Origin of the sequence: uncultured Pontibacter sp. (assembly GCF_947502515.1) — a bacterium.
Classification (GTDB): Bacteria; Bacteroidota; Bacteroidia; order Cytophagales; family Hymenobacteraceae; genus Pontibacter.
On record NZ_CANNAI010000002.1, the window covers coordinates 147,008 to 169,402 of the forward strand.

13 protein-coding genes are annotated in these 22,395 nt (G+C 52.0%); 8 read left to right on the forward strand and 5 right to left on the reverse strand.

The genetic code is table 11. The annotated features are described in order from the left end of the window. Nucleotides 1-280: 280 nt before the first annotated feature. From Q1A54_RS05395 to Q1A54_RS05415, 5 genes are all read right to left on the reverse strand, one after another. Nucleotides 281-604 carry a hypothetical protein gene (locus Q1A54_RS05395; protein WP_230391952.1) on the reverse strand — a complete coding sequence of 108 codons (324 nt, stop codon included), beginning with the start codon at nt 602-604 and terminating at the stop codon, nt 281-283. Between the two features lie 99 nt (nt 605-703). Beyond that, complete coding sequence (locus Q1A54_RS05400) at nt 704-2,932, reverse strand: FUSC family membrane protein (RefSeq protein WP_299985673.1); 2,229 nt, start codon at nt 2,930-2,932, stop codon at nt 704-706. A gap of 68 nt (nt 2,933-3,000) precedes the next feature. Beyond that, entirely contained in the window at nt 3,001-3,399 is a 399-nt protein-coding gene (locus Q1A54_RS05405) for an NUDIX domain-containing protein (protein ID WP_299985674.1), read from the reverse strand. Nucleotides 3,400-3,433: 34 nt separating this feature from the next. Next, nucleotides 3,434-6,598: a DEAD/DEAH box helicase gene (locus tag Q1A54_RS05410; RefSeq protein WP_299985676.1), complete on the reverse strand. Its 3,165-nt coding sequence runs from the start codon at nt 6,596-6,598 to the stop codon at nt 3,434-3,436. Nucleotides 6,599-6,645: 47 nt separating this feature from the next. After that, nucleotides 6,646-7,611, reverse strand: coding sequence for an HNH endonuclease (locus tag Q1A54_RS05415; protein WP_299985678.1), 966 nt, complete (start codon nt 7,609-7,611; stop codon nt 6,646-6,648). A gap of 251 nt (nt 7,612-7,862) precedes the next feature. Between Q1A54_RS05415 and Q1A54_RS05420 the strand changes: the two genes are divergently transcribed. The 8 genes from Q1A54_RS05420 (at nt 7,863) to Q1A54_RS05455 (ending at nt 22,279) form a co-directional block, all read left to right on the forward strand. Continuing rightward, nucleotides 7,863-8,036 carry a hypothetical protein gene (locus tag Q1A54_RS05420; protein WP_299985680.1) on the forward strand — a complete coding sequence of 58 codons (174 nt, stop codon included), beginning with the start codon at nt 7,863-7,865 and terminating at the stop codon, nt 8,034-8,036. Beyond that, complete coding sequence (locus tag Q1A54_RS05425; protein WP_299985681.1) at nt 8,033-8,182, forward strand: hypothetical protein; 150 nt, start codon at nt 8,033-8,035, stop codon at nt 8,180-8,182. Before Q1A54_RS05420 ends, Q1A54_RS05425 begins: the two co-directional genes overlap by 4 nt. 371 nt (nt 8,183-8,553) lie before the next feature. Continuing rightward, entirely contained in the window at nt 8,554-12,462 is a 3,909-nt protein-coding gene (locus Q1A54_RS05430; protein ID WP_299985684.1) for a hypothetical protein, read from the forward strand. Between the two features lie 186 nt (nt 12,463-12,648). Further along, nucleotides 12,649-13,464 carry a hypothetical protein gene (locus Q1A54_RS05435; protein ID WP_299985686.1) on the forward strand — a complete coding sequence of 272 codons (816 nt, stop codon included), beginning with the start codon at nt 12,649-12,651 and terminating at the stop codon, nt 13,462-13,464. 342 nt (nt 13,465-13,806) lie between these two features. Continuing rightward, nucleotides 13,807-14,988, forward strand: a complete 1,182-nt coding sequence (locus Q1A54_RS05440; RefSeq protein ID WP_299985687.1) for a serine hydrolase domain-containing protein — start codon at nt 13,807-13,809, stop codon at nt 14,986-14,988. Nucleotides 14,989-15,058: 70 nt separating this feature from the next. Next, nucleotides 15,059-17,653, forward strand: coding sequence for a phosphoenolpyruvate carboxylase (locus Q1A54_RS05445; RefSeq protein ID WP_299985689.1), 2,595 nt, complete (start codon nt 15,059-15,061; stop codon nt 17,651-17,653). A gap of 74 nt (nt 17,654-17,727) precedes the next feature. After that, nucleotides 17,728-20,862, forward strand: coding sequence for a transglycosylase domain-containing protein (locus Q1A54_RS05450; RefSeq protein WP_299985691.1), 3,135 nt, complete (start codon nt 17,728-17,730; stop codon nt 20,860-20,862). A gap of 88 nt (nt 20,863-20,950) precedes the next feature. Then, complete coding sequence (locus Q1A54_RS05455) at nt 20,951-22,279, forward strand: ferric reductase-like transmembrane domain-containing protein (RefSeq protein WP_299985693.1); 1,329 nt, start codon at nt 20,951-20,953, stop codon at nt 22,277-22,279. The last annotated feature ends 116 nt before the right edge of the window (nt 22,280-22,395 follow it).

Sequence of the window (22,395 nt, forward strand, 5' to 3'; positions counted from 1 at the left end):
GATGTTAAGGTTGATGAAGTGCATAGAATGACTCCCGTACCCGGAACAAAATAAAAAAAGCAGCAACCTCTGGGGCTGCTGCTTTTCCAAAAATCGTATGCTATAACTGCCGGCTGGGGCAGGGCATTTACGCTAATCGTAGCTTTTCTTTTTCTTTTCGAGTTTAGCCGCCTGCTTTTCCTTTGGAGTTTTGGCTGGCTTTTTCTTTACGTCCTTTTTTGCGTCTTGTGACTTTGCCATAGGTATAAGGTTAAGGTATAGCTAAAGGTACGTTATTTTCCTATTCAAAGTGTACCTCCAGCTCATCTTCTGCCAGACCAAAGGCAATGCCCCGCATCAGGATCTGGGCGTTGGGGTGGGAGAGGTCCTGCAGGTCCTGCTCTATCTCCCGGATGCTGACGCCCGCTGTGTCACCTCCAAAAATGCGGATACGCAGCGTCTGGACTACAAAATCGTCTTCTTCGCTTTCATCCCCGGCATCCGCCTGCAGCTGCAGTTCCATTTCCTGCAAACGCCCGATCAGGGTGTCGCGGTCTATTTCCTGATCCAGGAACTGGCCGAACAACTGCCGGGCCATAGGAGAGTAGTGGGGTTGGTGGGACATATGAGTATGTTGTGCTAAGCGTAATTAAACGCAAGATAAGGGAAATGTATATGAAATGCCGCTGCTATCTGCAGCGGTGCAGCAGCTAGGCCATGCTGATCAGGCCAGTTCCGATACTGCTTTCTTCAGATTCCCGGAGATGGTGTGCAGCCATTTCAGCTGATCCGAGATCAGGCGGGCCTCCTTCAGATTCTTCAGAAAACCAGGGGCAATGGGCTTGTACGTGGCACCGGCCAGTTCGCGGGTGCGGATGGCTACTAACTCGTTATACCTGCCCTCCAGGTGGTCGTAGGCCTCCACCAACTCTTCCCGGGCCACTGATTCGGCCTGTGGTGTCTCCTCCTGCAGGGTTTGCAGGGCCTGCGCCAGGTTGGCGTCTATCGATTTGATGATCAGGTGCAGGTCTTCCGAGGCAGCCTCCGTCTTATTGTCCCGGATAAAGGTGCCCAGCGCAGCTGCAGCCGCCAGAAAGGTATGGTTCAGGCCGACGATCTCGTAGATTTCCATCAGTTGCTGCTGCGCAGACTTCGGCTCCTGGCTCATCCGCTGGAACGCCGCATTCAGGTTGCCCATCTGCAGAAAGGCTTCTTTTCGGGCGAGTTTGTAGTCCGTAGTATTCTGCGATGTGTGCTGGCTATACCTGTCTATCTCGGCCAGGTAGCTGCGGTTGGCGTGCAGGGCCTTCACAATGTTGCCTTTGATGCTCAGCGACTCCCACGAAGGCCACAGAAAAGAAATAGCCCCCAGGGCAATGGCTGCTCCGGTCAGGGTATCGATCACCCGGAACTGGATCGCCTCGAAGGCATTCGGGGTAATAAGGGCATAGATAAAGATGACGCCAGTGGTCACGAAAATAGAGGAGGTGCGGTAGTTGCGCTGGACAAAAGCGAAGGAAAGCACCAGCGAAACCAGGGCCAGCGCACCGTACAGGTATACGTTGTGCACCAGGAGCACTACCGTGCCCGCTATCACGGCACCCAGCAAGGTACCGAAGAGCCTATGCTTCGACCGTTCCTTGGTCAGGGTATAGCCAGGCCGCATGATCACCACAATCGTGAGCAGGATCCAGTAAGCGTTCTGTATCGGGAAAACGATGCCCAGCACGTAGCCCAATAGCATGGCGAAAGTCAACCTACCGGCATGTTTAAAGATGGGCGACTCCGATGAGAAGCTGTCCCGCAGGATCCGTACATCGTAATCCTGCTGGGTGATAAACTGCCGGCTCTCCCTGCTTTGCAACCCGATGCTCTGCTGCTCTTCCAGGTTCAGGTATACCCGCTCGATGGAGGTGATTTTCTGCAGCAGCTTTTCTTCGTAGTCCAGCAAATTGTGGAGCAAAAGCGCACCTTCCCGGGCCTGGGGCAGTTTCAGCTCTTCCACGTACTGCCGGATGCTGTCATTGCACTTCTGCAGCAGGGGCTCCAGGTCTTTTTCCGCTGACAGGGCATGCCCCTGCTCCATGCTGTCAGCCAGATCGTCCAGCTTGGCCGACAGCTCAAAGACCAGCTTAATGAACGGCAGCAGCACCCTGCCGGACTGCCCGAACAGCGCCCGGGCACGTTCGTAATTAGCCGGGTTGGCAAGCGATAATTCCAGGATGTCGATCAGCTCGATAAAGATCAGAAGCTGCTTGCGGCTGTAGTTGGAGGTGCCGGAGCTTTGCCTTTCATGCAGGAGCACTTCGCGCAAGGCCTCGTGCGTCTCGTTCAGTTTCACCTGCAGGTTGTAGAGTTCTTTCTGAAGCGCCTCCTGTTCCGGGCTTTCCGTTGTGAGTTTCCCGCGCAAATGGATGTAGCGGGCCGTCTGGCGCAAACAGTTGATCAGGAGCGTCTCAGCCTGTCGCCTCTGCAGCAGCGAATGGAAAACAAGCGAAAGCAGGAGCGCCCACAAGCCCCCAGCCCCCAACAGCAGACCGTGTATAAGAATATCGGCGCCTGTGTGCGCGTGTACAAAGCTCAGCACAATGGCCATCAGTCCGGCAAAAGACACCAGTGAAGCCCGGAAGCCATACACAGAAATAAAGGAGATGCCGAACACCAGCACAGCCAGTACCGGCAGCAACAGGTATAGACTAACTGACGCCAGACCAATGACAATACTGGCCAGCATGGCGATGGCAGCCGAAACGAGGATGCCGATGGTTTTATGCTGTCTGCTACCCGGCACATCACTCCCCGAGGCCAGCACAACTCCCATGGCAACGCTCAGAAAATAAGGCCCCTGCCCGAGCCATAGCCCCAGCGAAACAGGCACGGCGGCACCAAAGGTAATCACCAGCGCCTTTACAAAGTCGGTACTCCTGAAAAATTGTCTCAGCTCCTGCAGCATACCGCAAATGTACGGGAAGTGTGGGAGGGAAGCTGTGTGTGGAGGGAAGTTTTAAAAACAGGTATAGCTTACTGAATAAGCTTCCGTTCTTTCAGCCAGTCGAAGATGATTTGGTCTACAGGTGACACGGCCTCTCTGTCCTGATAGGTCAGCCACACCACTTCTTCTATTTCACTGGCCGCGGTGATAGTGCCGGTGAAGGAGCCGGTATAACAGGTCATTTGCACCTGCACGCCATCCGGATGACTGTCGGCCTGCGCCTGAAATACACCCAGGAATTGGGTACTGTCCTCGATCAGGGAAATGCTGAGTTCTTCGTTTATTTCCCTCGACAAAGCTTCAAAGTCGCTTTCGCCCAGTTCCCGCTTTCCGCCGGGAAAATAGTATTTGGTTCTGCCCTTGCTGCGGGTGCTCAGTATTTTACCGTCCTGGATTTCGATCCAGGCTAGTTTGTCGATTAGCTTCAAGACTGAGATATTTTTTAAGTTTAGTTTAGAAAAATTATCCCACAGCCATCTTAGCAACGCCCTTCCACAAGAAAGCAGGCATTGGTTCTTGTAACTCCCAATTTATACTCATAGGTTTTGAGCCTTTATGAGAGATATAATCTACAGGTCCTAAGAAGTAATATGGACTTGTGAATCCATGATTATCTTTTTTCTCTTCACGCACAAAAAGCAGAAGGTTTTTATTGATTTCTCTGTGTTTGATGTAGGATATACCTATAGGGCTTTCAGGGGCTGTCTTGTTTTGAGACTGCCAGTGGAATATCTTTTCGCTAATTGCATAATCTTCATACTGTGTGCTAGGAGAGAAGTCTTTGTCTGATTTGTTTAAGGTAACGAGTAGTAACTCTGTATTTAGTATGGGAATATTGATAACTCCTTCTTGGGAAGGAAATGGTCTTTCGGGAGTTGTTTTACCAAAGGCACACAAAATTTCATCTCTCGAATAGCGCGCATGAACTTCCAGCGCCAAGGGGAATTCTAAATCAACCGCCTTCGTAGTATGCTCAAGTCGGCTTTGCAAATGTGAGATGATCTCGTGCAGTTCTTCCTTGAGCACCGGATACTTTGTTAGTTCCTTCAGTCCCTGCTGTATACTTGTAAAGCCATATTCTCTTATGCCTTTTTGCCAGATGTCATAATAGAACATCAGCGCAAACTGTTCATCTATTGCATTCGTGCAGGTATAATTAAAATCATGCGCTATAAGTTTTGCTATGAAGGCAAGATAAGAGGGAGAGTCAATTTGAACTATTCGCTTCAGGCCCTTTGCTATCTGGGTATGTAAGCCTTTAGCTTCATATTTTATAAGCCCTGCATCCTGCTTTAGTTCAGACCAGGTACTGGTAGTGTATATGGTGCGGATATCTAATTGATGAAACTGCAGGAAGTTTGTAAGCGTCAGTTGCTGATGAGCAATATGTTGAAAATTTGTTACCTCACTTCGGAGTCTACGGAGGTTGAAAACGGCATTCTTGATATTTTCGAGTATATACTCTTTGGCTTGTTTCTCCATGCGGATGTTACAACCAGCGGGGAGATGGGGAAAGTTGTTTTCAATTTCTTTCTGAATACTAAATCTGGACTTGCCAGCGAGTGCTCTAAACTTATCTGAGAAGTTATAGTTAACATGTGCCTGGCTTACAAAATCGAGTACGGTTAGGCATTCCTTGCCTTCCGAAATTCTAAGTCCGCGGCCAAGTTGCTGCAGAAATATTGTTAAACTCTCGGTAGGGCGCAGGAACAGGACGGTATCAATCTCAGGTATGTCTACTCCTTCGTTGAATATGTCGACCACGAAAACAAAGTTGACTTCGCCTTTTATCAGCCGCTGCCTGATGGTCGTTCGTTCGGTGTCATTGCCATTGCCGCTAACTAAAGAAACAGCTTTGTAGCCAGCCGCATTAAAGGCATCGCTCATGAACTGGGCATGCGCCTTTGAGCTGCAGAACCCCAGCGTTTTCGATTCGAAAGGATCTGTCAAGTAGTGCTCTACTGACTCTATAATCAAGGCCGCTCTTTGCCTGGTAGAGAGTACCGCTGTCAGATCAGTAGTATTATACCTTCCGGCTTCCCACTTGACGTTCTTCAGGTTAACACTTTTTTCATCAGAGATACAGAAGTACTGAAATGGGCTGAGCAGTTTTAAGGTAAGCGCATCTGCTAATCTTATCTCAGCCGCTATTTTATTATTGAAATCTGGCAGCAGACTCTTGCCGTCCATACGCTCCGGCGTGGCAGTAAGTCCGAGCAGAATTTTTGGCTCGAACAGCGCAAAGATGCTACGGTATGTATCGGCTTGGCTGTGGTGTGCTTCGTCTATGACTATATAATCATAATAATCTTTCGAGAACCTTTCCTGAAAGAGCTCTTTCTGTGAATTAAAAGTTTGAATGGAAACAAAGAGGTGCTTTAAATCCCCATCCTGAGGGGTATAGTTTCCTACCCAGAGCTGTCCAAAATCATTGAACCCGGATCCGAGCACTGCTCTGAAAGAGGCAATGGCCTGCTCCAAAATCTCCTTTCGGTGCGCTATAAAAAGCAGGTTGGCTTTGCCTTTCTGCGCCAGGAAAAACCGTTGGTAATCGAAGGCTGAAATAATGGTTTTACCCGTGCCCGTGGCTGCTACCAAAAGATTTCGGTAGTTGTTGTACAGCTCCCGTTCTACTTGTAGTTTTTCCAGCACTTCCTTCTGAAATGGGAAGGGGTTAATTTTAAAATAGTCCGTTAGTGAAACTACATTTTCACGTTGTTTCTCTTGCTGTATGGCTTCTTTAAATTTAGCTATACCACCGATAGTTAGATCCTCAAAATCGATGCTGTTCCAGTAATGATCGAAAGTGGCTTTCGCCTTTTCTATGATGTGAGGATTCTCCTGACTGGTTACGCGCAAATTCCACTCCAGACCTTTTGTTAAAGCCGATTTAGATAAGTTGGATGAGCCAATAAACGCAGTATTGAAATTGGTATTTCTTTCAAAGATGTAAGCCTTGGCGTGCAGTCGCTCGATTTTGGTCTGGTATGAGATCTTAATGTGCGTATTGGGAAGCTTTGATAAAAAGTCCAGCGCTCTTGCCTCTGTGGCACCCATATAGGAAGTTGTGATAATCCGAAGCTCGGCACCTTCACGGGCTGTAAATTCTCTCAGGGCACGTTCAAAAATTCGCAGGCCAGACCATCTGATAAAGGAGATGATCCAATAGATTTTGTCCGCCGATACTATGTCGCGTTCGATCTCCGTATCGATTGAGATATCCGAGTTACTTCCTGTAAATAGACTGCTAACGGATAAGCCAGTTTGAGGAATTTTCCGGTTCAGATCGTCCTGTACTTGTTTGTCTGTTTTACCAATCTTAGACAAAACAGCTGTCAGAATTTGGCCTTCATGGTAAATCAGACTATCGCTCGCCTCAAGGTTTAACCTTTCATCTACAAACTGAATGATCTCATTACAGAATTTAACCTGTTGTTGAATGTTCTCTTTCTTCAACTCTCTTAAAGCTAATTGAAGCAGATTTATCAGATAGTCAGAAAGAATACTGGCAGCTTCCTCTTTATCAATCTGGGCTTGCGCTATGAAGAACTTGTCAGAAGGAATACTATTGATCTTGTCTTTCAGCGATGCTGTGATTAACTGTTCGTAAATTCCTTCTTTGAGCATGGAGTAGTAATATGACTGACTAAATTAAGAAGAATTTTTTAACTCGTTTAGCCTTTAAAAACATGTTCCCGATGCCAGGCTAGATTAGATGTGTTCGGATAATGCTTTGCTCCAAAAGGCAGAGATAGCGGCTTACCTTTGAGGTGTAGAAGCGCATAGGCATTTGTCAGGTCTTCTGCTATTGCGTCTGATACTAGCACTTTGAGCTTTTCATCTACGGAGATCAGACCACGATCAAAATCCCGGTGAAGGTTGGGACAGAGAGCCAATCCATTGTTGATTTTGTCATCCTTACTTAAACTGAATGGCACGATATGGCAAGCATCGATCATCGAAAATCCGTGGTTTGACACAAGCCGCATACCAGAAATGCAACAGGTGTGGTTGTATACCTGTGGCACAAGTTTTTTGAACATCCCACCCCGGATAAATTGCTCTTCCTCGTCTGTTTCGTTCAAAGCCAAGGTATAGCTTGCCGGACTTTCGTTGAGTAGGTAGCTCTGCAGGTTCTGGATGTAGCCTCCTTGTTTAGTTTTAACGTATTCAGCCTTTGTATCAGGGAAATAATGGTCGAGCAGTGCGGTTTTTAAAATACTACGGGACTCTGAGTCTAGTAGAAGTTGATAGAGCTCGTCAGAAAAATAACCGAAGTCAACCACTTCACTCAACGTATGAATGCTTCTAATATGAACTTGTAGAGGAGGACCTAGCTTTGTTTTTACATGCCAGAAACCTTCTGCAGCTAAATGGTAAAAAGGTAATGAAAAGTCAGAAGTATGAGCCGTTCTCACAAGCAGGGCAAAGGCCTCTTTAAACTGCGCTACCAGTTCAGGTGATATATAGACCTTGTTAGCAGTCAGTTCAGCTTTTTCAAATAGTTCGATGAGCGTGAGTAGTAAAACTGGCTTATGTGGTGCTTTGCCATACTTGGTTACGCCCTGACGTAATTTTATAAATCTCTTCAGGTATGAGGGAAGGGCAGAAGGTATACTGGCAGAACTTCTCTTTTTCATACCGACAATATAGTAATTTCCTTATCTAACTGAATTCTTTAGGTTGTCAATTTTCGCCTACTTATAGTAATCAGACAATTCTAAAACTTGCATTTGAAGCATCGTTAATTCAAACTATTTCGTTTTGACCCTCATACATCAATAACCAAATACAGCAGCCGATCTACCACTATACCTATGCCTACGAGGGCGACAGGCTGGTAAAGGAGGTCAACATCAGCTATGCGACTTTACCGGAAGGCAGACTTCATGTGATCGACTATAAGTATGATGGGAATGGCAACCTGACCGAGCTGGTACAGGCCTGGTCGACGGACAGCAAAGCTGAAAACCTGGGCAGACCATTTGTGATCGCCTGGGGAGCTTTCGACGACAAGCCAAACCCGCTGCCTTATATTCAGAGCACCATTTTTTGCCTGGCGTGAAATTGTTTCAAAACAACCCGGGCTTCCGGGATGAAGAGCTCTATGCCTACAGCTACCACGAGTCCGGTATGCCAAAGCAGCGCTTCTCCAAACTGAAAGCCTACCCGCATGTGCCAGCTACCAGCGAAAGCTATCAATACGAGTAACATACCGTCAAGCTATGAAAGTAGAAGAGCCGTCTTTCCAAGTGGAAGGAGCGGCTCTTTTTGCTATATATACGGGGCTCTCTGTTGCTGTATTATTCTGAGAATACTAATGAATTAGCTTTTCGTTAATGTCCTAAGTTTTATACAGGGTGAGAAGTCCCTGTCTGATTTGTAATGGTAACGAGTAATGGATCTGTGTTTAGCGCAGGTATAGCGGTAACCCATTTTTGAAGCAAGCTCAATAAATGACAGAGCTATTCTCTAATTATTACGGTTCCTTCTTCAACAACATCCCAAAGCCCTTCCTCCCGTAAAACAAGGCACTGGCATCAGGTTATGCCTTTCACCTTTTCCCCGAACAGAAACGATTTATGTCAGAACCAGCTACGCCCGGCAAGGGCCGGAAAGCCTTGAGAATTACAGCCATCGTGCTTGTGAGTTTCGCGGGTTTGCTGCTGCTGGCACTCTTTGCAATCTTCCTTTTTGCAGAGCCTCTGGTGGAGCGTTTTCTCAAAAAGCAGGTAGCCGAGCAAACACAGGGGCTTTACCAACTCGAGCTAGACGAACTGGATTTGAGTCTGCGCAACTGGGGCCTTACCGTGCGTGGGCTGCAACTGAACCTTGATACCGCCGTGCACCGGCAGCAAAAGGAGCAGGGGCAGGCCAGTCCCAGCCTGTTCAAGGTGCAAAGCCCGAAGCTGGAAATCACGGGCATCAACCTCCGCGCACTCATCTTCAACGGCCGTCTGATGCTGGGCAAGGTCATGGCAGAACGACCCAAGATCACGCACCTGCACGATGCGTCTGTCACGAAGGAAAGTCGGCAGGACTCCAAAGGAAAAGGCGGTCTGGAGGAGCTGCGCATCCGGGAAATCGACCTGCAAGAGGGCAGTTACCGCTATCAGCTGCTGGAGGAGAAGGGGAGGCCGCTGCATGACATCCCGGAACTGTCGCTGCAAGTGCAGGAACTGCAACTGGATCTGCAGGCGCAAGGCGATATCAGCCGGATGGTGCAGGCAGACGCCCTTGACCTCGAAATCCGGCGCTATACCTACCAGGCACCCGACAGCGTGTATACCATCCGTGTTGGGCAGTTTACCTACGCATCGAGGCAGCAGAAACTGAAAGCGCAACACATTGACGTGCAGCCAGACCTGCAGGCTAATGCAGCGCTACCCCAAAAGCAGGCCAATCGCAGCCTGTACCAGTTCAGTTCGCCACTGCTCGAAATAAGCGGTCTGGATGTGGCGGCAGCCTGGGAAACAAAGGACCTACAGCTCGACCAGCTGCTTTTAGAGAGCGGGAGCCTGCGAATACATGAAATCCCTAACGTACCCGAACCCGCGAAAAGCCCCAGTCTGGAAGAGCAGTATGCGCAGTTGTCGCCTTACCTGCGGGCGCTGGGTATAAAGGAGCTGCGCCTGAGAGATGGCAGTTTTTCTTATCACCTGGGAGCAGATACGGCGCAGGCTATTCACCGCCTGGCCAAGGCTAACCTGCACCTGGAGGACCTGCAGCTCGACTCGGTTTCGCTTTTTGCTCCCAAAGAAAAAGCCTTTGCAGATGCAGTCAGTATCACGACGGGCCGCTATACCTACAACCCTGTGCAGAGTCCCTATACCTTGCAGGCAGGCGGCATGCAGCTGTCCACCCGCGACAAGCTGCTCGAGGCAAAGGCCCTGCACCTGGCCGGCGACTGGAACAAAAACGACAGGTTGAAAAGTCAGGACCTGGCAAAGCACACGCTATACGACGTCCGGTTGCCGCAGCTGCGTTTTGAGGAAATGGACTTGCTGGAGGCGATCCAAACGTCCCGCTTAACGATCGGCAGTATAAGGGTTGAACAGCCACTGATCGATGTGCGCACTGACCAGCGTGTGCCGAAGTCAGACGAAGGGCCTGATCTGCAGGAGCTGTACGGGCAGGTGTCGGATCTGGTGAGCAGCCTGCAGGTAGGGGAGATCCGCATACGCGATGCCGCTCTGACACAGCACAGCAAGAATAGAAACATACAGCGCCTGCAGCACCTGGAGCATGCCTCGCTTTTGGCCACTGGCCTGGAACTCGATTCTGCCTTTGTCTTCAGCTCTGATCCTACCATCCCCCTGCAGGACCTGGTGGTAACGGCACGGAACTACCGCTACCGGATGCCAGACAATACCTATACCTTTACCCTGGGCGGGCTTCGCTATTCTACCCGGCAGCAGGAGTTCACGGCCCGGTCCATTGACGTAAACTCGAACCTGCAAGCCAACGACCGGCAGAAGCGATACAACAATGCCAGCCGTAAGCTGATGGACCTGTCGGCACATGCCTTGCAGATCACCGGGCTGGACCTGATCAGGGCGGTGAACACCAGGCGGCTGGAAGCAGACCAACTCGTGCTCCGGCAGCCGGAAGTGGCCATGCTGCTCGACCGCCAGGTGGCGGAGTTTTCCGGCTCAGGACAGCAGGATGCGGGAAAGGCCCTTTTTGAAAGGCTCGATCTGATTTCGGTTAATACCATCCGGCTGGAGGACGGCTCCTTTACCTTCAGCGAAAAGCTCCGGCGGGTAATGCGCACCCATCAGCTGGAGCACGCCACTACCACCATATCCGGTTTTCAGCTCACCCCGGAAAGTTTTGCCAACCTGAACGACACGCTCCCGATGGAGGAGCTGACCCTGCTGGCAAAAGACTATACCTACCGCTCCACCGACAGCCTGTATACCTTCTACCTGGACAGTCTGCACTACTCCAGCAGGCAGCAGGAGCTGGTCGCCCGTACCCTGCAGGTGAAGGCCGACAGGGAGGTGAACGAACGCCTTAAAGTATCCGAGCCGGATCTGGCCAGTCACAACCTGATCAACATTTCCGCCCGAAGATCGCGCATTTCGGGCTTTAACCTGATTCATGCCTATGCCACGGGGCAGTACCACATGGACAGACTGCTGCTTGCCGGCCCTGAGGTGAACATTCTGCAGGACCAGGATGTGCCCACCGGAGGAAGCTTTGCCCTTGCCGAGCAGGATACAGCTTCCAGCAACGGCGCTGCCGAGCAGGTAGAAGAACTGGTCTCAACTTTACGGATCGGGCGGATTGATGTGACTGACGGCTCATTTGACTTTGAGATACTGCGGGACGATACCATCCGAAGCAGCCATACTATGGCCCATGTGGTGCTGGGCATCGATCAGCTTCGGCTTGTATCGCTGGAGGAAAACGACCCACTGGATATCTTTGATGTCGACGATATCGAGGTGTTCATAAAAGGCTATTCCTACTACATGCCCGACAGTCTATATGCGCTGGAGATAAATGAGATCACGGCTTCAATGCAGCATCATTCCCTGCTGGTTGACAGCCTCCGGGTGCGGCCTCTTTTCAGCAAAGAAGAATATGCCGACCTGTTTGAATATGCCCGCGACCGCGTGGACCTGGCCGTACCCGAAATTGAGTTGGTGAACGTCAGTTTACGGGCCCTGTTCAACAGCCAGAATCTGATCGCACACAAAATGCTTGTCCGCAACCCAACTGTGGAGCTCTTCCGCGACAACAGCATCGGCCTCGATCCGGACCAAAAGCCACCGACCCTGCAACAGATGCTGCGCGATGCGGAGCTCTACATCCGGCTCGACACGGTCATCGTCGACAAGAAGGACCTCGTACATCCGGTGATCGCCATCAATGCAGACAAACCGGGCGTGTTCCGATTGGAAGATGTCCATTTAGAGCTGTTCAACATCACGAACGACTCAACATTCATTCGCCAGAACAACATCATTACAGCAGACGTGTCGGCCCAGTTGATGGGGGCAAGCACCCTTCAGGGGCGCTATAAATTTGAGATGAATCATCCGGAAGACCGCTATACCTACGAGGGCACCCTGGACCCGATGGATTTTACGGCGCTCAATCCTTTGTTTGAGAACATGATGTTTCTCCGGATCAGCAGCGGACAGATCGGCAAGGCCACTTTTTCAATCGAGTCGACGGCAACCGCTTCCACGGGGCAAGTCCATTTTCCGTACAAAAACCTGAAGATACAGCTCCTGAACAAAGACGATCCGGAGAATCCCGGCCTGCTGCTACGGGTCGGCAACCGGCTCATCAATACGCTGATCGTGAAGTCCAATAACCCTTCCACGCTGGGCAAATTCAGAAAAGGGGAAGTGGAAGAAGAACGCGATATGCAGCGGGCAGTTACCCATCACATGGGCCAGTCCCTGCTCGATGGTGTTACTACCAGCCTGATGGTCGGCTGGGTGGAGCGGATCGTTTCAATTTTCGTGGATCTGTAAGTTCAGGTGTTAGCTCTGATTATAAATGGACAGCTCCTGTCCGTTAACGAACATATAACTGCTATTCCCATACGTTAACCCCATCTTTTACCTGCACTTTGCTGCCTTTAGCCCGAAATATTAGCCTTTGCTAATTTTTGGCATATGGCTTGTTATCGGTATTTAAAATATACCACAAATAAAACTATGAAAAGTTCTAGCTTAAAACCCCGATTACTCTTGCTGTTGGCCGGATTTGGAATTTCCCTGCTAACGCTCTCTTCCTGCGATAAAGAGGAAGTCCTGCCTGCCGCACCAACCAAATCTTCGAAAGGTACCCCAACCACCACGCCGCCTACGACTACACCACCTGTCACAGCGAATAGCCTGCTGCAGCAGTTTGAGACGCAGCGATACAAGTATGATACACAAAACAGGATGATCGAGTTAAGTTTTACAAACCAAGGGGACATAGGCTATACCGTAGCTTATGAGGATGATAAACCCGTTAGACTGAACTACAGGAATGGTAATCATCTGTTGTATACCTATGCAGGTGAAAAGGTAGTGGAGGCAGTGCAGTACACCCCGGACAACAAGGTTCTTTTTCGCTTCCTGTTTGAGTACAGCGGCGACAAGCTTGTAAAAGAAACGACCCTGACTTATCTGTCAAATGATAAAGAACACCTGAGCATAAAAGACTATGTTTATGATGCGAACAGCAATCTAACGGATATCGTGATCACCTGGTCGCCGAGTAACAGCCCGGATGATATGCGTGGTCCGAGAGTTGTGAAGTTTGGCAACTATGACAATAAGATTAATCCTGAGCCTTATGCGAACATGTTCTTTTACTTGCCAGACGTAAAACTGCACAGAAACAACCCGGGTTTCAGAGACCCAGGCATTAATAAGACACTGTATACCTATACCTATCATGCCTCAGGTATGCCAGTAAAACGCTCCACCCAGATACAGGATTATCCGAAGTTGCCTCCAGCCGTAGAGGAGTATACCTACTAACAATAGCTTCAATCTCAAAATCAAAAGAGCCGCCTTCCTGAAAAGAAAGAGCGGCTTTTTGAACTTGCCGCTATGCTGGCACCGATCGTGATGGTAGGGCCCTTAAGATCCCCTTGAGGACAAGTGAGACGTGAGTCGAAACTTGCGCCCATAGGTCAATAGGGGTGTAAATAGGTCAAAAGGAGGGTGATTTGCGACAAAAGAATGAGCCTAGAACTTGTCGTGGGGCGGTTTTTAGATAATGCATACCAACATTCTTTGTTTATAAAGCCAAAGCTAAACTGTTGTTATTCAAAGCTTTTTGACGTAACTTAAGTATCCTGCATCTACGCTATACCTACTATGATAAAAGTCTACTCCATTATTATCTGCATGGCCATATTCACCTTTTCGGCCCAGACCATCACCCGGCTCGACGGCAGCAAGACCTCCGCAAAAGCTCTGGACCAACAGATACAGCAGTTGATGCAGGCAGCCGACGTGCATGGGTTGGCGGTGACGATCTTTAACAAGCAGCAGCCTGTTTATCAAAAGACCTTTGGCTACAAACGGCTTGACACCAAAGCGCCCATCCGTGCCAGCACCAACTTTTATGGGGCTTCCCTAAGTAAAGCGGTGTTTGCAGTTCTGGTGATGAAGCTGGTAGAGGAGGGAACACTCGATCTGGACAAACCGCTGCAGGAGTATCTGCCGAAGCCCATCTATACCTATACCCCACAGACCAAGTGGCACGACAACTTCAGCGACCTGAAAGAGGATACGCTCTACCAGCGCATAACGGCTCGCATGTGCCTGGCACATACGTCCGGGTTCCCGAACTGGCGCTGGTTTGAAGAAGATAAAAAGCTGCGGGTAAAGTTTGAGCCCGGCACCAGGTACAGCTACTCCGGCGAAGGGCTGGTATACCTGCAGGTGGTGCTCGAAAAGATGACCGGCAAATCCCTTGAAACGATGATGCATGAAAAGGTCTTTCGGCCTTTAGGTATGAAAAACTCTTCCTATACCTGGCAACCGGCTTTTGAGCAGGATTATGTGCTGGGCCACAAATCAGACGGCAACCTCTACGAGAAAGATAAGAACAACGAAGCCCGATCGGCCAGCACACTCGAAACCACCCTCGACGACTATACCTTGTTTCTGCAAGCGGTGCTACAAAACAAGTTGCTGCAGCCCGCTACTACCCGAGAAATGTTCAGTCCCCAGATTCGTATCCGATCCGCAGCGCAGTTTGGTCCGCAAAGCCAGCGTGAGACAACCGCCAACGATGACATTGAACTGAGCTACGGGCTGGGTTGGGGGCTGCTGACTTCGCCTTATGGCCGGGGTGTCTTCAAGGAGGGGCATGGCGACGGATTTCAGCACTATTCGATCATTTTCCCGGAGCAGGGCACCGGTATTCTTATCCTCAGCAACAGCGACAATGCCGAGAGTATTTTCAAGGAATTGCTCGAGATCACGATTGGCGATACCTATACCCCCTGGGAGTGGGAAAACTACATACCGTACGATCAGGTGAAAGAGTAAATGGGGACTGATCAGGTCTGATTACTTAAAAATACGCTATCTTCAGCAGAGCTAAAAAATTTCAGAGCCTATGACCACGCATAACACCCTGCGAGCTGATACCAACCTGGAAGCCTTCTCCACCCTGGTGGGTACGCGCTATGAAATGTATAACAGCCTGTTCTCTTCGCTGCCATTCCATCGGGTAGAAAAAACGGGCGTGCTGCTCTCACTGCTCGTGCTGCACTGTGAGGACGGTTATCAGCGTCAGCAGAGTCCTGAGGAGATCATCCAGAGCTTTTTTGCGCAGTATACCCACTACCGCACCGAGCAGGAGCAGCACGATCTGCTGTTTCGTTTTGTGCAATATGCCGAGCGGCAGGTGGTGCTGTTCGATGCCCTGGAGGAGGCCGCTTTCCGCGACACCCACGACATGCACGGGGCCGGCACCCTGAACCAGCTCAGCATTGCGGTGCTGCACGAGCAGGCGCAGGAGCAGCTGGCCCGCAAGCTGCATGACTTTGCGGTGCGCATGGTCCTCACGGCGCACCCCACGCAGTTCTATCCGAGCAATGTGCTGGGCATTATTAATGACCTGTCGCAGGCCCTGGCAACCGACAACACGTCGCAGGCGCACTCATACCTGCGGCAGCTGGGCAAGACGCCTTTTTTCAAGAAAGAAAAACCTACCCCCTACGAAGAGGCCATCAGCCTGATCTGGTTTCTGGAGAATGTGTTTTACCGCGCTGCCGGTGACATCATCTCGTACCTGGACGCGCAGTTTCCGGGCGTGATCCGGCCGGGTTTTAAACTGATCCGGATGGGTTTCTGGCCGGGAGGTGACCGCGACGGCAATCCGTTTGTAAAAGCAGACACCACCCTGCAAGTGGCCGATGCACTGCGGGTAGCCGCCATCCGAGCCTACTACGCCGACGTGCGCCGACTCAGGCGCCGCCTGACTTTCAGGGGCGTGGAAGACCTGCTCAAGGAACTGGAAGCCAAACTTTACAATCACCTGTTTGTGCCCGGCTATACCCTGGACCTGAAGCAGGAAATGATACTGGAATCGCTGCGGGAGATTGGCAGGCTGTTGCTGCAGGAGCACAACAGTTTGTTTTTAAAACAGGTGGAAGCGCTGATCACCAAAGTGGAGCTTTTCGGACTTTTCTTCGCCACGCTCGACATCCGGCAGGATTCCTCGGTGCACACGCACCTTTATGAAGAACTGGCTCAAAAAACCGACCTGCTGCCAAAAGACTATGCGCAGCTTCCGGAGGAGAAGAAAATAGATGCCCTGACAGGTATAGCAGGCAGCTTGAAAGACACCGATCTGTTTGCGGACGATGAACTGCTGCAGGACACCCTGCAGACGGTAGCCGCGATCCGGACCATACAGGAGCGTAACGGGGAGGAGGGATGCCACCGCTACATCATCAGCCACTGCACCAGCGCCCTCAATGTGCTGGAGGTCTATACCTTATTCCGCCTGAATGGCTGGCAGCCCGAAGCACTAACCGTGGACATTGTACCGCTTTTCGAAACGATCACGGACCTGCGGCAAGCGGCTGCTGTGATGCGGCAGCTCTACGAGCATCCGGTATACCGGGAGCACCTGCAGTGGCGAAGCAACACCCAGACCATTATGCTCGGCTTTTCGGACGGCACCAAAGACGGCGGCTACCTGATGGCCAACTGGAGTATTTACAAAGCCAAGGAAACGCTGACGCAGGTGAGCCGGGAATATGGCATAGAAGTGATTTTCTTCGACGGGCGGGGAGGTCCGCCGGCACGTGGTGGTGGCAAGACGCAGCAATTCTACGCCTCCATGGGCAACAACATCGCCAACAAAGAGATCCAGCTGACCATTCAGGGGCAGACGGTAAGCTCCAACTTTGGCTCAGTAGATGCGGCCCGCTTCAACCTGGAGCAATTGCTGCATGCCGGAATCAGCAACAGTCTCTTCGACCGCAAAAAGTCCACCCTGAGCCAGGAAGATGACCAGCTGCTGCAGGAGTTGGCAGAGGTAAGCTTTGCAGCCTATGCCGAATTGAAGAACAACCCGGTTTTCCTGGAGTACCTGACGTACGTGAGTCCGTTGCGCTACTACGGGGAGGCAAACATAGGCAGCCGCCCTTCGAAGCGCAAAGCCGGCAAGCTGAACTTGGATGACCTGCGGGCCGTGCCTTATGTGGGTGCCTGGAGTCAGCTGAAGCAGAACCTGCCGGGCTACTATGGCGTGGGCAAGGCTCTGGAGGCGTTGCATGCCAAAGGTGACTGGCCGAAGCTGCAGCAGCTTTACAAGCACTCACTCTTCTTCAAGACCCTACTCGACAACTGCGAGATGGCCATGAAAAAATGCTTTTTCCCGGTCACAGCCTACCTGGCGGAACATCCCACCTATGGAGAACTATGGAAGCAGATATATGAAGAGTTTGAGCGAACCAAAAAGTATGTGCTCATGCTGGCGGGAGCCGACACGCTGATGGCCGACAAACCGATGGACGAACTCTCGATTCAGCTGCGGCAGCGCATCGAGCTGCCCCTGATCACGATACAGCAGTACGCCCTGGCCCGCATCCGCACCCTGGAAGAGCAGGACCCGCAGCAGCAGGCAAAACAGGTATACGAGAAGCTGGTGGTGCGATGCTCATTCGGTATCATTAATGCCGAGCGGAACTCCGCCTAAATTTAAAGTCACTTTTAACACAAAATAAACGTACAAAGACTACCAGATTTTTTTCGAACAAAAACACTTAGGTGATGGTAGTCAGCAATTACCGTCCCACCCACACGGCCAGTAGAGAGAATAAAAAGCGTGGGACCATCCTCAAATGGATGCTCTTTGGCACCACACTCATCATAATTGGAGTTGTCGTCGCGGCCGTGCTTTATGAAACCCGTACATCCCGTTTGCAGTCGCGCGAATTAGCGCGTTATGCCGCCACATTGACCTATCAGGTGGAGCCTGGCCGGAGCGATGCAATTGTATACCCTAAGCCCGGTCCATTTGACAGACGCCTCGGCTACGCCCATTTGCCCCAGCTGCTCGACCGGGTAGAAGAACGGGGGATGGAAGTAGTGCAGCAGGCCCGTTTTTCAGATGCTTTGATGCAGTATACCTCCCGGGGCTACTTTGCGCCTTATCCCGAAAAAACACAGGCCGGCCTGCGCATCGTCGATTTCCAGGGCAGACCGGTGTATGATTTCAAATACCCGCGCCGCCTGTACGCCAGTTACGAGGCCATCCCTTCGCTGATCACCTCATCGCTTTTATTTATCGAGAACCGGGAGCTGTTGAACCCCGAGAAGCCTTACATGAACCCGGCTGTGGACTGGCTGCGCTTCACAAAAGCTGGTCTGCACCTGGCGGCCAGCCGCGTGGGCCTGGAGTACCAGACCATGGGAGCCAGTACCCTTGCCACCCAGCTCGAAAAATTCCGACACTCCCCGGCGGGCATCACGGTGAGTCCGCGTGCCAAGCTGCAGCAGATGGTTTCGGCCAGCGTACGCGCTTACCAGGCAGGCCCCGAAACCATGCCGGCCCGTCAGGCCCTGGTGCTGTCGTACCTGAACAACCTGCCGCTTTACGGAGCACCGGGCTATGGAGAAGTGCACGGTCTGGGCGATGGCTTGTGGGTCTGGTTTGGAAGTGATCCGGAAAAAGTGAACCGCCTGCTGAGTTTGCCGGCAGCAGCGGGGGATAGTCTGCAGGCACAGGGACAGGCACTGCGGCAGGTACTGTCGCTGTTCATTGCCCAGCGCCGCCCTGCCTACTACCTGAACGAAGGCGGACGCCAGGCGCTGAACGAGCTCACCAGCAGTTACCTTCGGCTGCTCGCTGATAACGGGCACATCAGCACTGAGCTGCGGGATGCAGGCCTGTCGCAGGATGTCGCCTTCCGGGATTTCAGCGCAGAGCCGATAACGGTGCCAGCCGAAACAAACAAAGGGTCGCTGATGGTGCGTACCCACCTGGCAGGTATGCTGGGCAAAACCCTCTACGACCTCGACCGCATGGATGTAGGTGCCACCACCACACTGGAGCACGCCTTGCAGGGCGAGGTGAGCACCTACCTGCAGCGCCTGAGCGATCCTGCTTTTGCCCGGAGCGTGGGCCTGTATGGAGCCCGGAGCGTGGGCCTGTATGGAGAGCGACTGCTCAGTCCAAAACAGGCAGCTGAAATCAGGTATAGCTTTACGCTGTATGAACGCAGTCCTCAGGGCAACCTGGTGCGTGTGCAAACCGATAACACCGACCAGCCGCTGGACCTGAACGAAGGCAGCAAATTAGAACTGGGCTCCACGGCTAAGCTTCGCATGCTCGTCACATACCTCGATATGATCGAAGCGCTCCATACCCGCTATGCCGGGGAGCCGGCAGGGGAATTGCGCCGGGCGCTGGCAGCTTCGCAGGACAACCTGAGTCGTTGGGTGCTGCGCTACCTGCTGCAGGCCAAAGACAAAAGCCTGGCTGCCACCCTCGATGCCGCCATGGAGCGCCGCTATTCGGCGAGTCCGCATGAGCGCTTCTTCACCGGTGGTGGCATGCATACCTTCCACAACTTCAGCAATACCGACAATGGCCGAAACCCGACCGTGCGGGAAGCCTTCCTCAAATCCATTAACCTGCCTTTTGTCAGGCTGACGCGGGACGTGGTGCGGCACAGCATACAGCAGCAGACAGGAGGCAGTGGCAGTCTGCTCGGCAACGATGCAGATCCGCGTCGCAAGGAATATCTCACCCGCTTTGCCAACCGGGAAGGGGAGACCTACCTGCTTCGCTACTGGCACAAGTACAAGGGCAAAACGGAGGAAGAGCGTTTTGAAACACTGCTCAAAGGTATGCGCCAAAACTCCGTCCGACTGGCGACTGTGCACCGCTTCTTTTACCCGGATACAGACTCCATCAGCTTCACCCGTATGATGCGGGAGCGGCTGCCATGGGAAAAGAAGCTTAAAAACAAGCGCATCATGGAGCTCTACCACCAGTTCGGACCGGAGGCTTTCGATCTGAACGACCAGGGCTACATTTCGCGGGTGCATCCGCTGGAACTGTGGCTCCTGCAATACCTGCAGCAGTACCCCGAAGCTACTTGGCCGGAAGTGGCGGAGGCGAGTATGGACACCCGGCTAGAGGTATACAAGTGGCTATTCCGCTCGCGCCACAAGAGCGCCCGCGACTCCCGCATCCGCACCATGCTCGAGCTCGATGCTTTCGCCGACCTACAGCAGCGCTGGCAGAAACTGGGCTATCCGTTTCAGCATCTCGTGCCTTCCCTGGCGACGGCCCTCGGCTCTTCCGGTGACCGCCCCGAAGCGCTGGCGGAGCTAATGGGCATCATTCTGAACGATGGCGTACGCCACCGCACCCGCCGCATTGAGGAACTGCACTTTGCCCGACAGACACCTTACGAAACCGGCCTGAAATGGCAGGAGGGAGAAGGGGAGCAGGTGCTGGCACCGGAAGTAGCTGCGCTCGTGCGGGAAACTTTGCTGGACGTGGTGGATACCGGTACTGCCCGCCGTTTGCAGGGCGGTATACCGGGTACGGACGGTAACAGCCTCCGGCTCGGTGGCAAAACTGGCACAGGCGACAACCGGGTGGTGACCATGAACAAAAGAGGGCAGCGGCTGTCTTCCCGCAGCGTCAACCGCACGGCTACTTTCGTGTTTTTCATCGGCGATAACCATTTTGGTACACTGACCGCTTTTGTGCCTGGTCGTGAGGCGGCAGGTTTTCATTTCACCTCTTCGCTGCCTGTGCAGGTGCTCCGGGGAATGGCCCCAATCCTGGCGCCCTACCTGGAGCAAAACAATAGCATAGAGCAGGCTACTCCTCCGGATTCTGTTTTTCTATCGACCAATATACCTGAAAATCAGTATACTGTACATTAGGCTTTAAATGATGAACCGTCCGGTTCCTAAGCCCTGACAATGTGAACAAGGCTTGATAGGTATAGCCGGGCAGGATAATTGACGAGAGATGAGATATTCTTACCGGAGAGGTTTTTCCTGGTTATTACTATTCACCATACTTGCCCTGGTGCCGCTGGGCCTCGCCCTGGTAGGGCCCATACCTGCCGTCCGCGATTTCTGGACAGAACTGGGCGTAGCCCTAGGTTTTATAGCACTCGCCATTTTCGGATTGCAGTTCCTGTTCTCCGGTCGCTTTCGTTGGGTCGCGCCTACCTTCGGCATGGACAACATCGTGCACTTTCACCGCAAGATGGGCTTGGTCGCATTCTTCTTCATCCTGGCGCATCCCGTCATCCTGATCCTGAACAACACAGAATTTCTTTCTTACTTCGACCCGGGCGTCAACCTGCTGCGGGCCATTGCGCTATCCTATGTGTCGGTGGCGCTGATTGCCATTACCATTACGAGCGTCTGGCGGCTGGCTTTCAAACTGAGCTACGAGAAGTGGCGTCTGCTCCACGGTTTTCTGGCACTCTCGATCGTGTTTGTTGGCGTGGTGCACTCCATACAGGTGTCGCATTACCTGGACCCGCTCTGGAAAAAGATCACACTCGCGCTGCTGCTGGGCGCCTGCATGTACCTGGTGCTGCACACCCGCATTGTCAGGCCCTGGCTCAACCGCAAAAAGCCTTACCGGGTGACAGAGGTAAAAGACGAACGAGACGAATGCTGGACGCTCACTCTCCAACCTGAGTCTGGAAAAAAGATGCTGTTCAGACCCGGGCAGTTTGCCTGGATCACCGTAAACGATAGCCCCTTCACCTTGCAGCAGCATCCCTTCTCCTTTGCCTCCAGCGCCCGCGACAGCACGATCAGCTTCACAGCCAAGGAGTCAGGCGATTTCACTTCCACTTTCAAAGACATACCCAAGGGCGCACAGGTATACCTGGAAGGGCCATTCGGTTCGTTTACACCGGAGCCGGACAGTCATTTGTTTTTGGTGATGGGCGGCATCGGCATCACCCCCGGCATGAGCATGCTGCGTACCATGCGCGACGACAAGGACCCCCGCAAAGCCATCCTGCTTTATGCCAGCAAGAAATGGAAAGACGTGACCTTTCGGGAGGAGCTCACTGAGATCAGCAAAGAGATAGACCTGCGCATCATTCATGTGATAGAAGATGTGCCGGAAGAAGAGGATCTGCCCGAGGACATTGACGGGGAAGGTGGTCGGATCGATGAGGAGATGCTGGCTAAATACCTGCCCGACAAGCCGGAAACTTTCATGTACTTCATCTGCGGTCCGGGTCCCTTGATGGATGTGGTTGAGATCGGGCTGCATAACCTGGGCGTAGACTGGCGGCGCATCTATTCGGAGCGCTTCGAAATCGTGTAATCAAGCTGAAAGCCGATGCAAGACAAATACAAAAAACTACTTTACAAGATCATCAGCCGACTGGGCGAACTGGTAGGACTTGTGCTGCTACTGGCAGCCGTGTTGTTTGCCGCCCG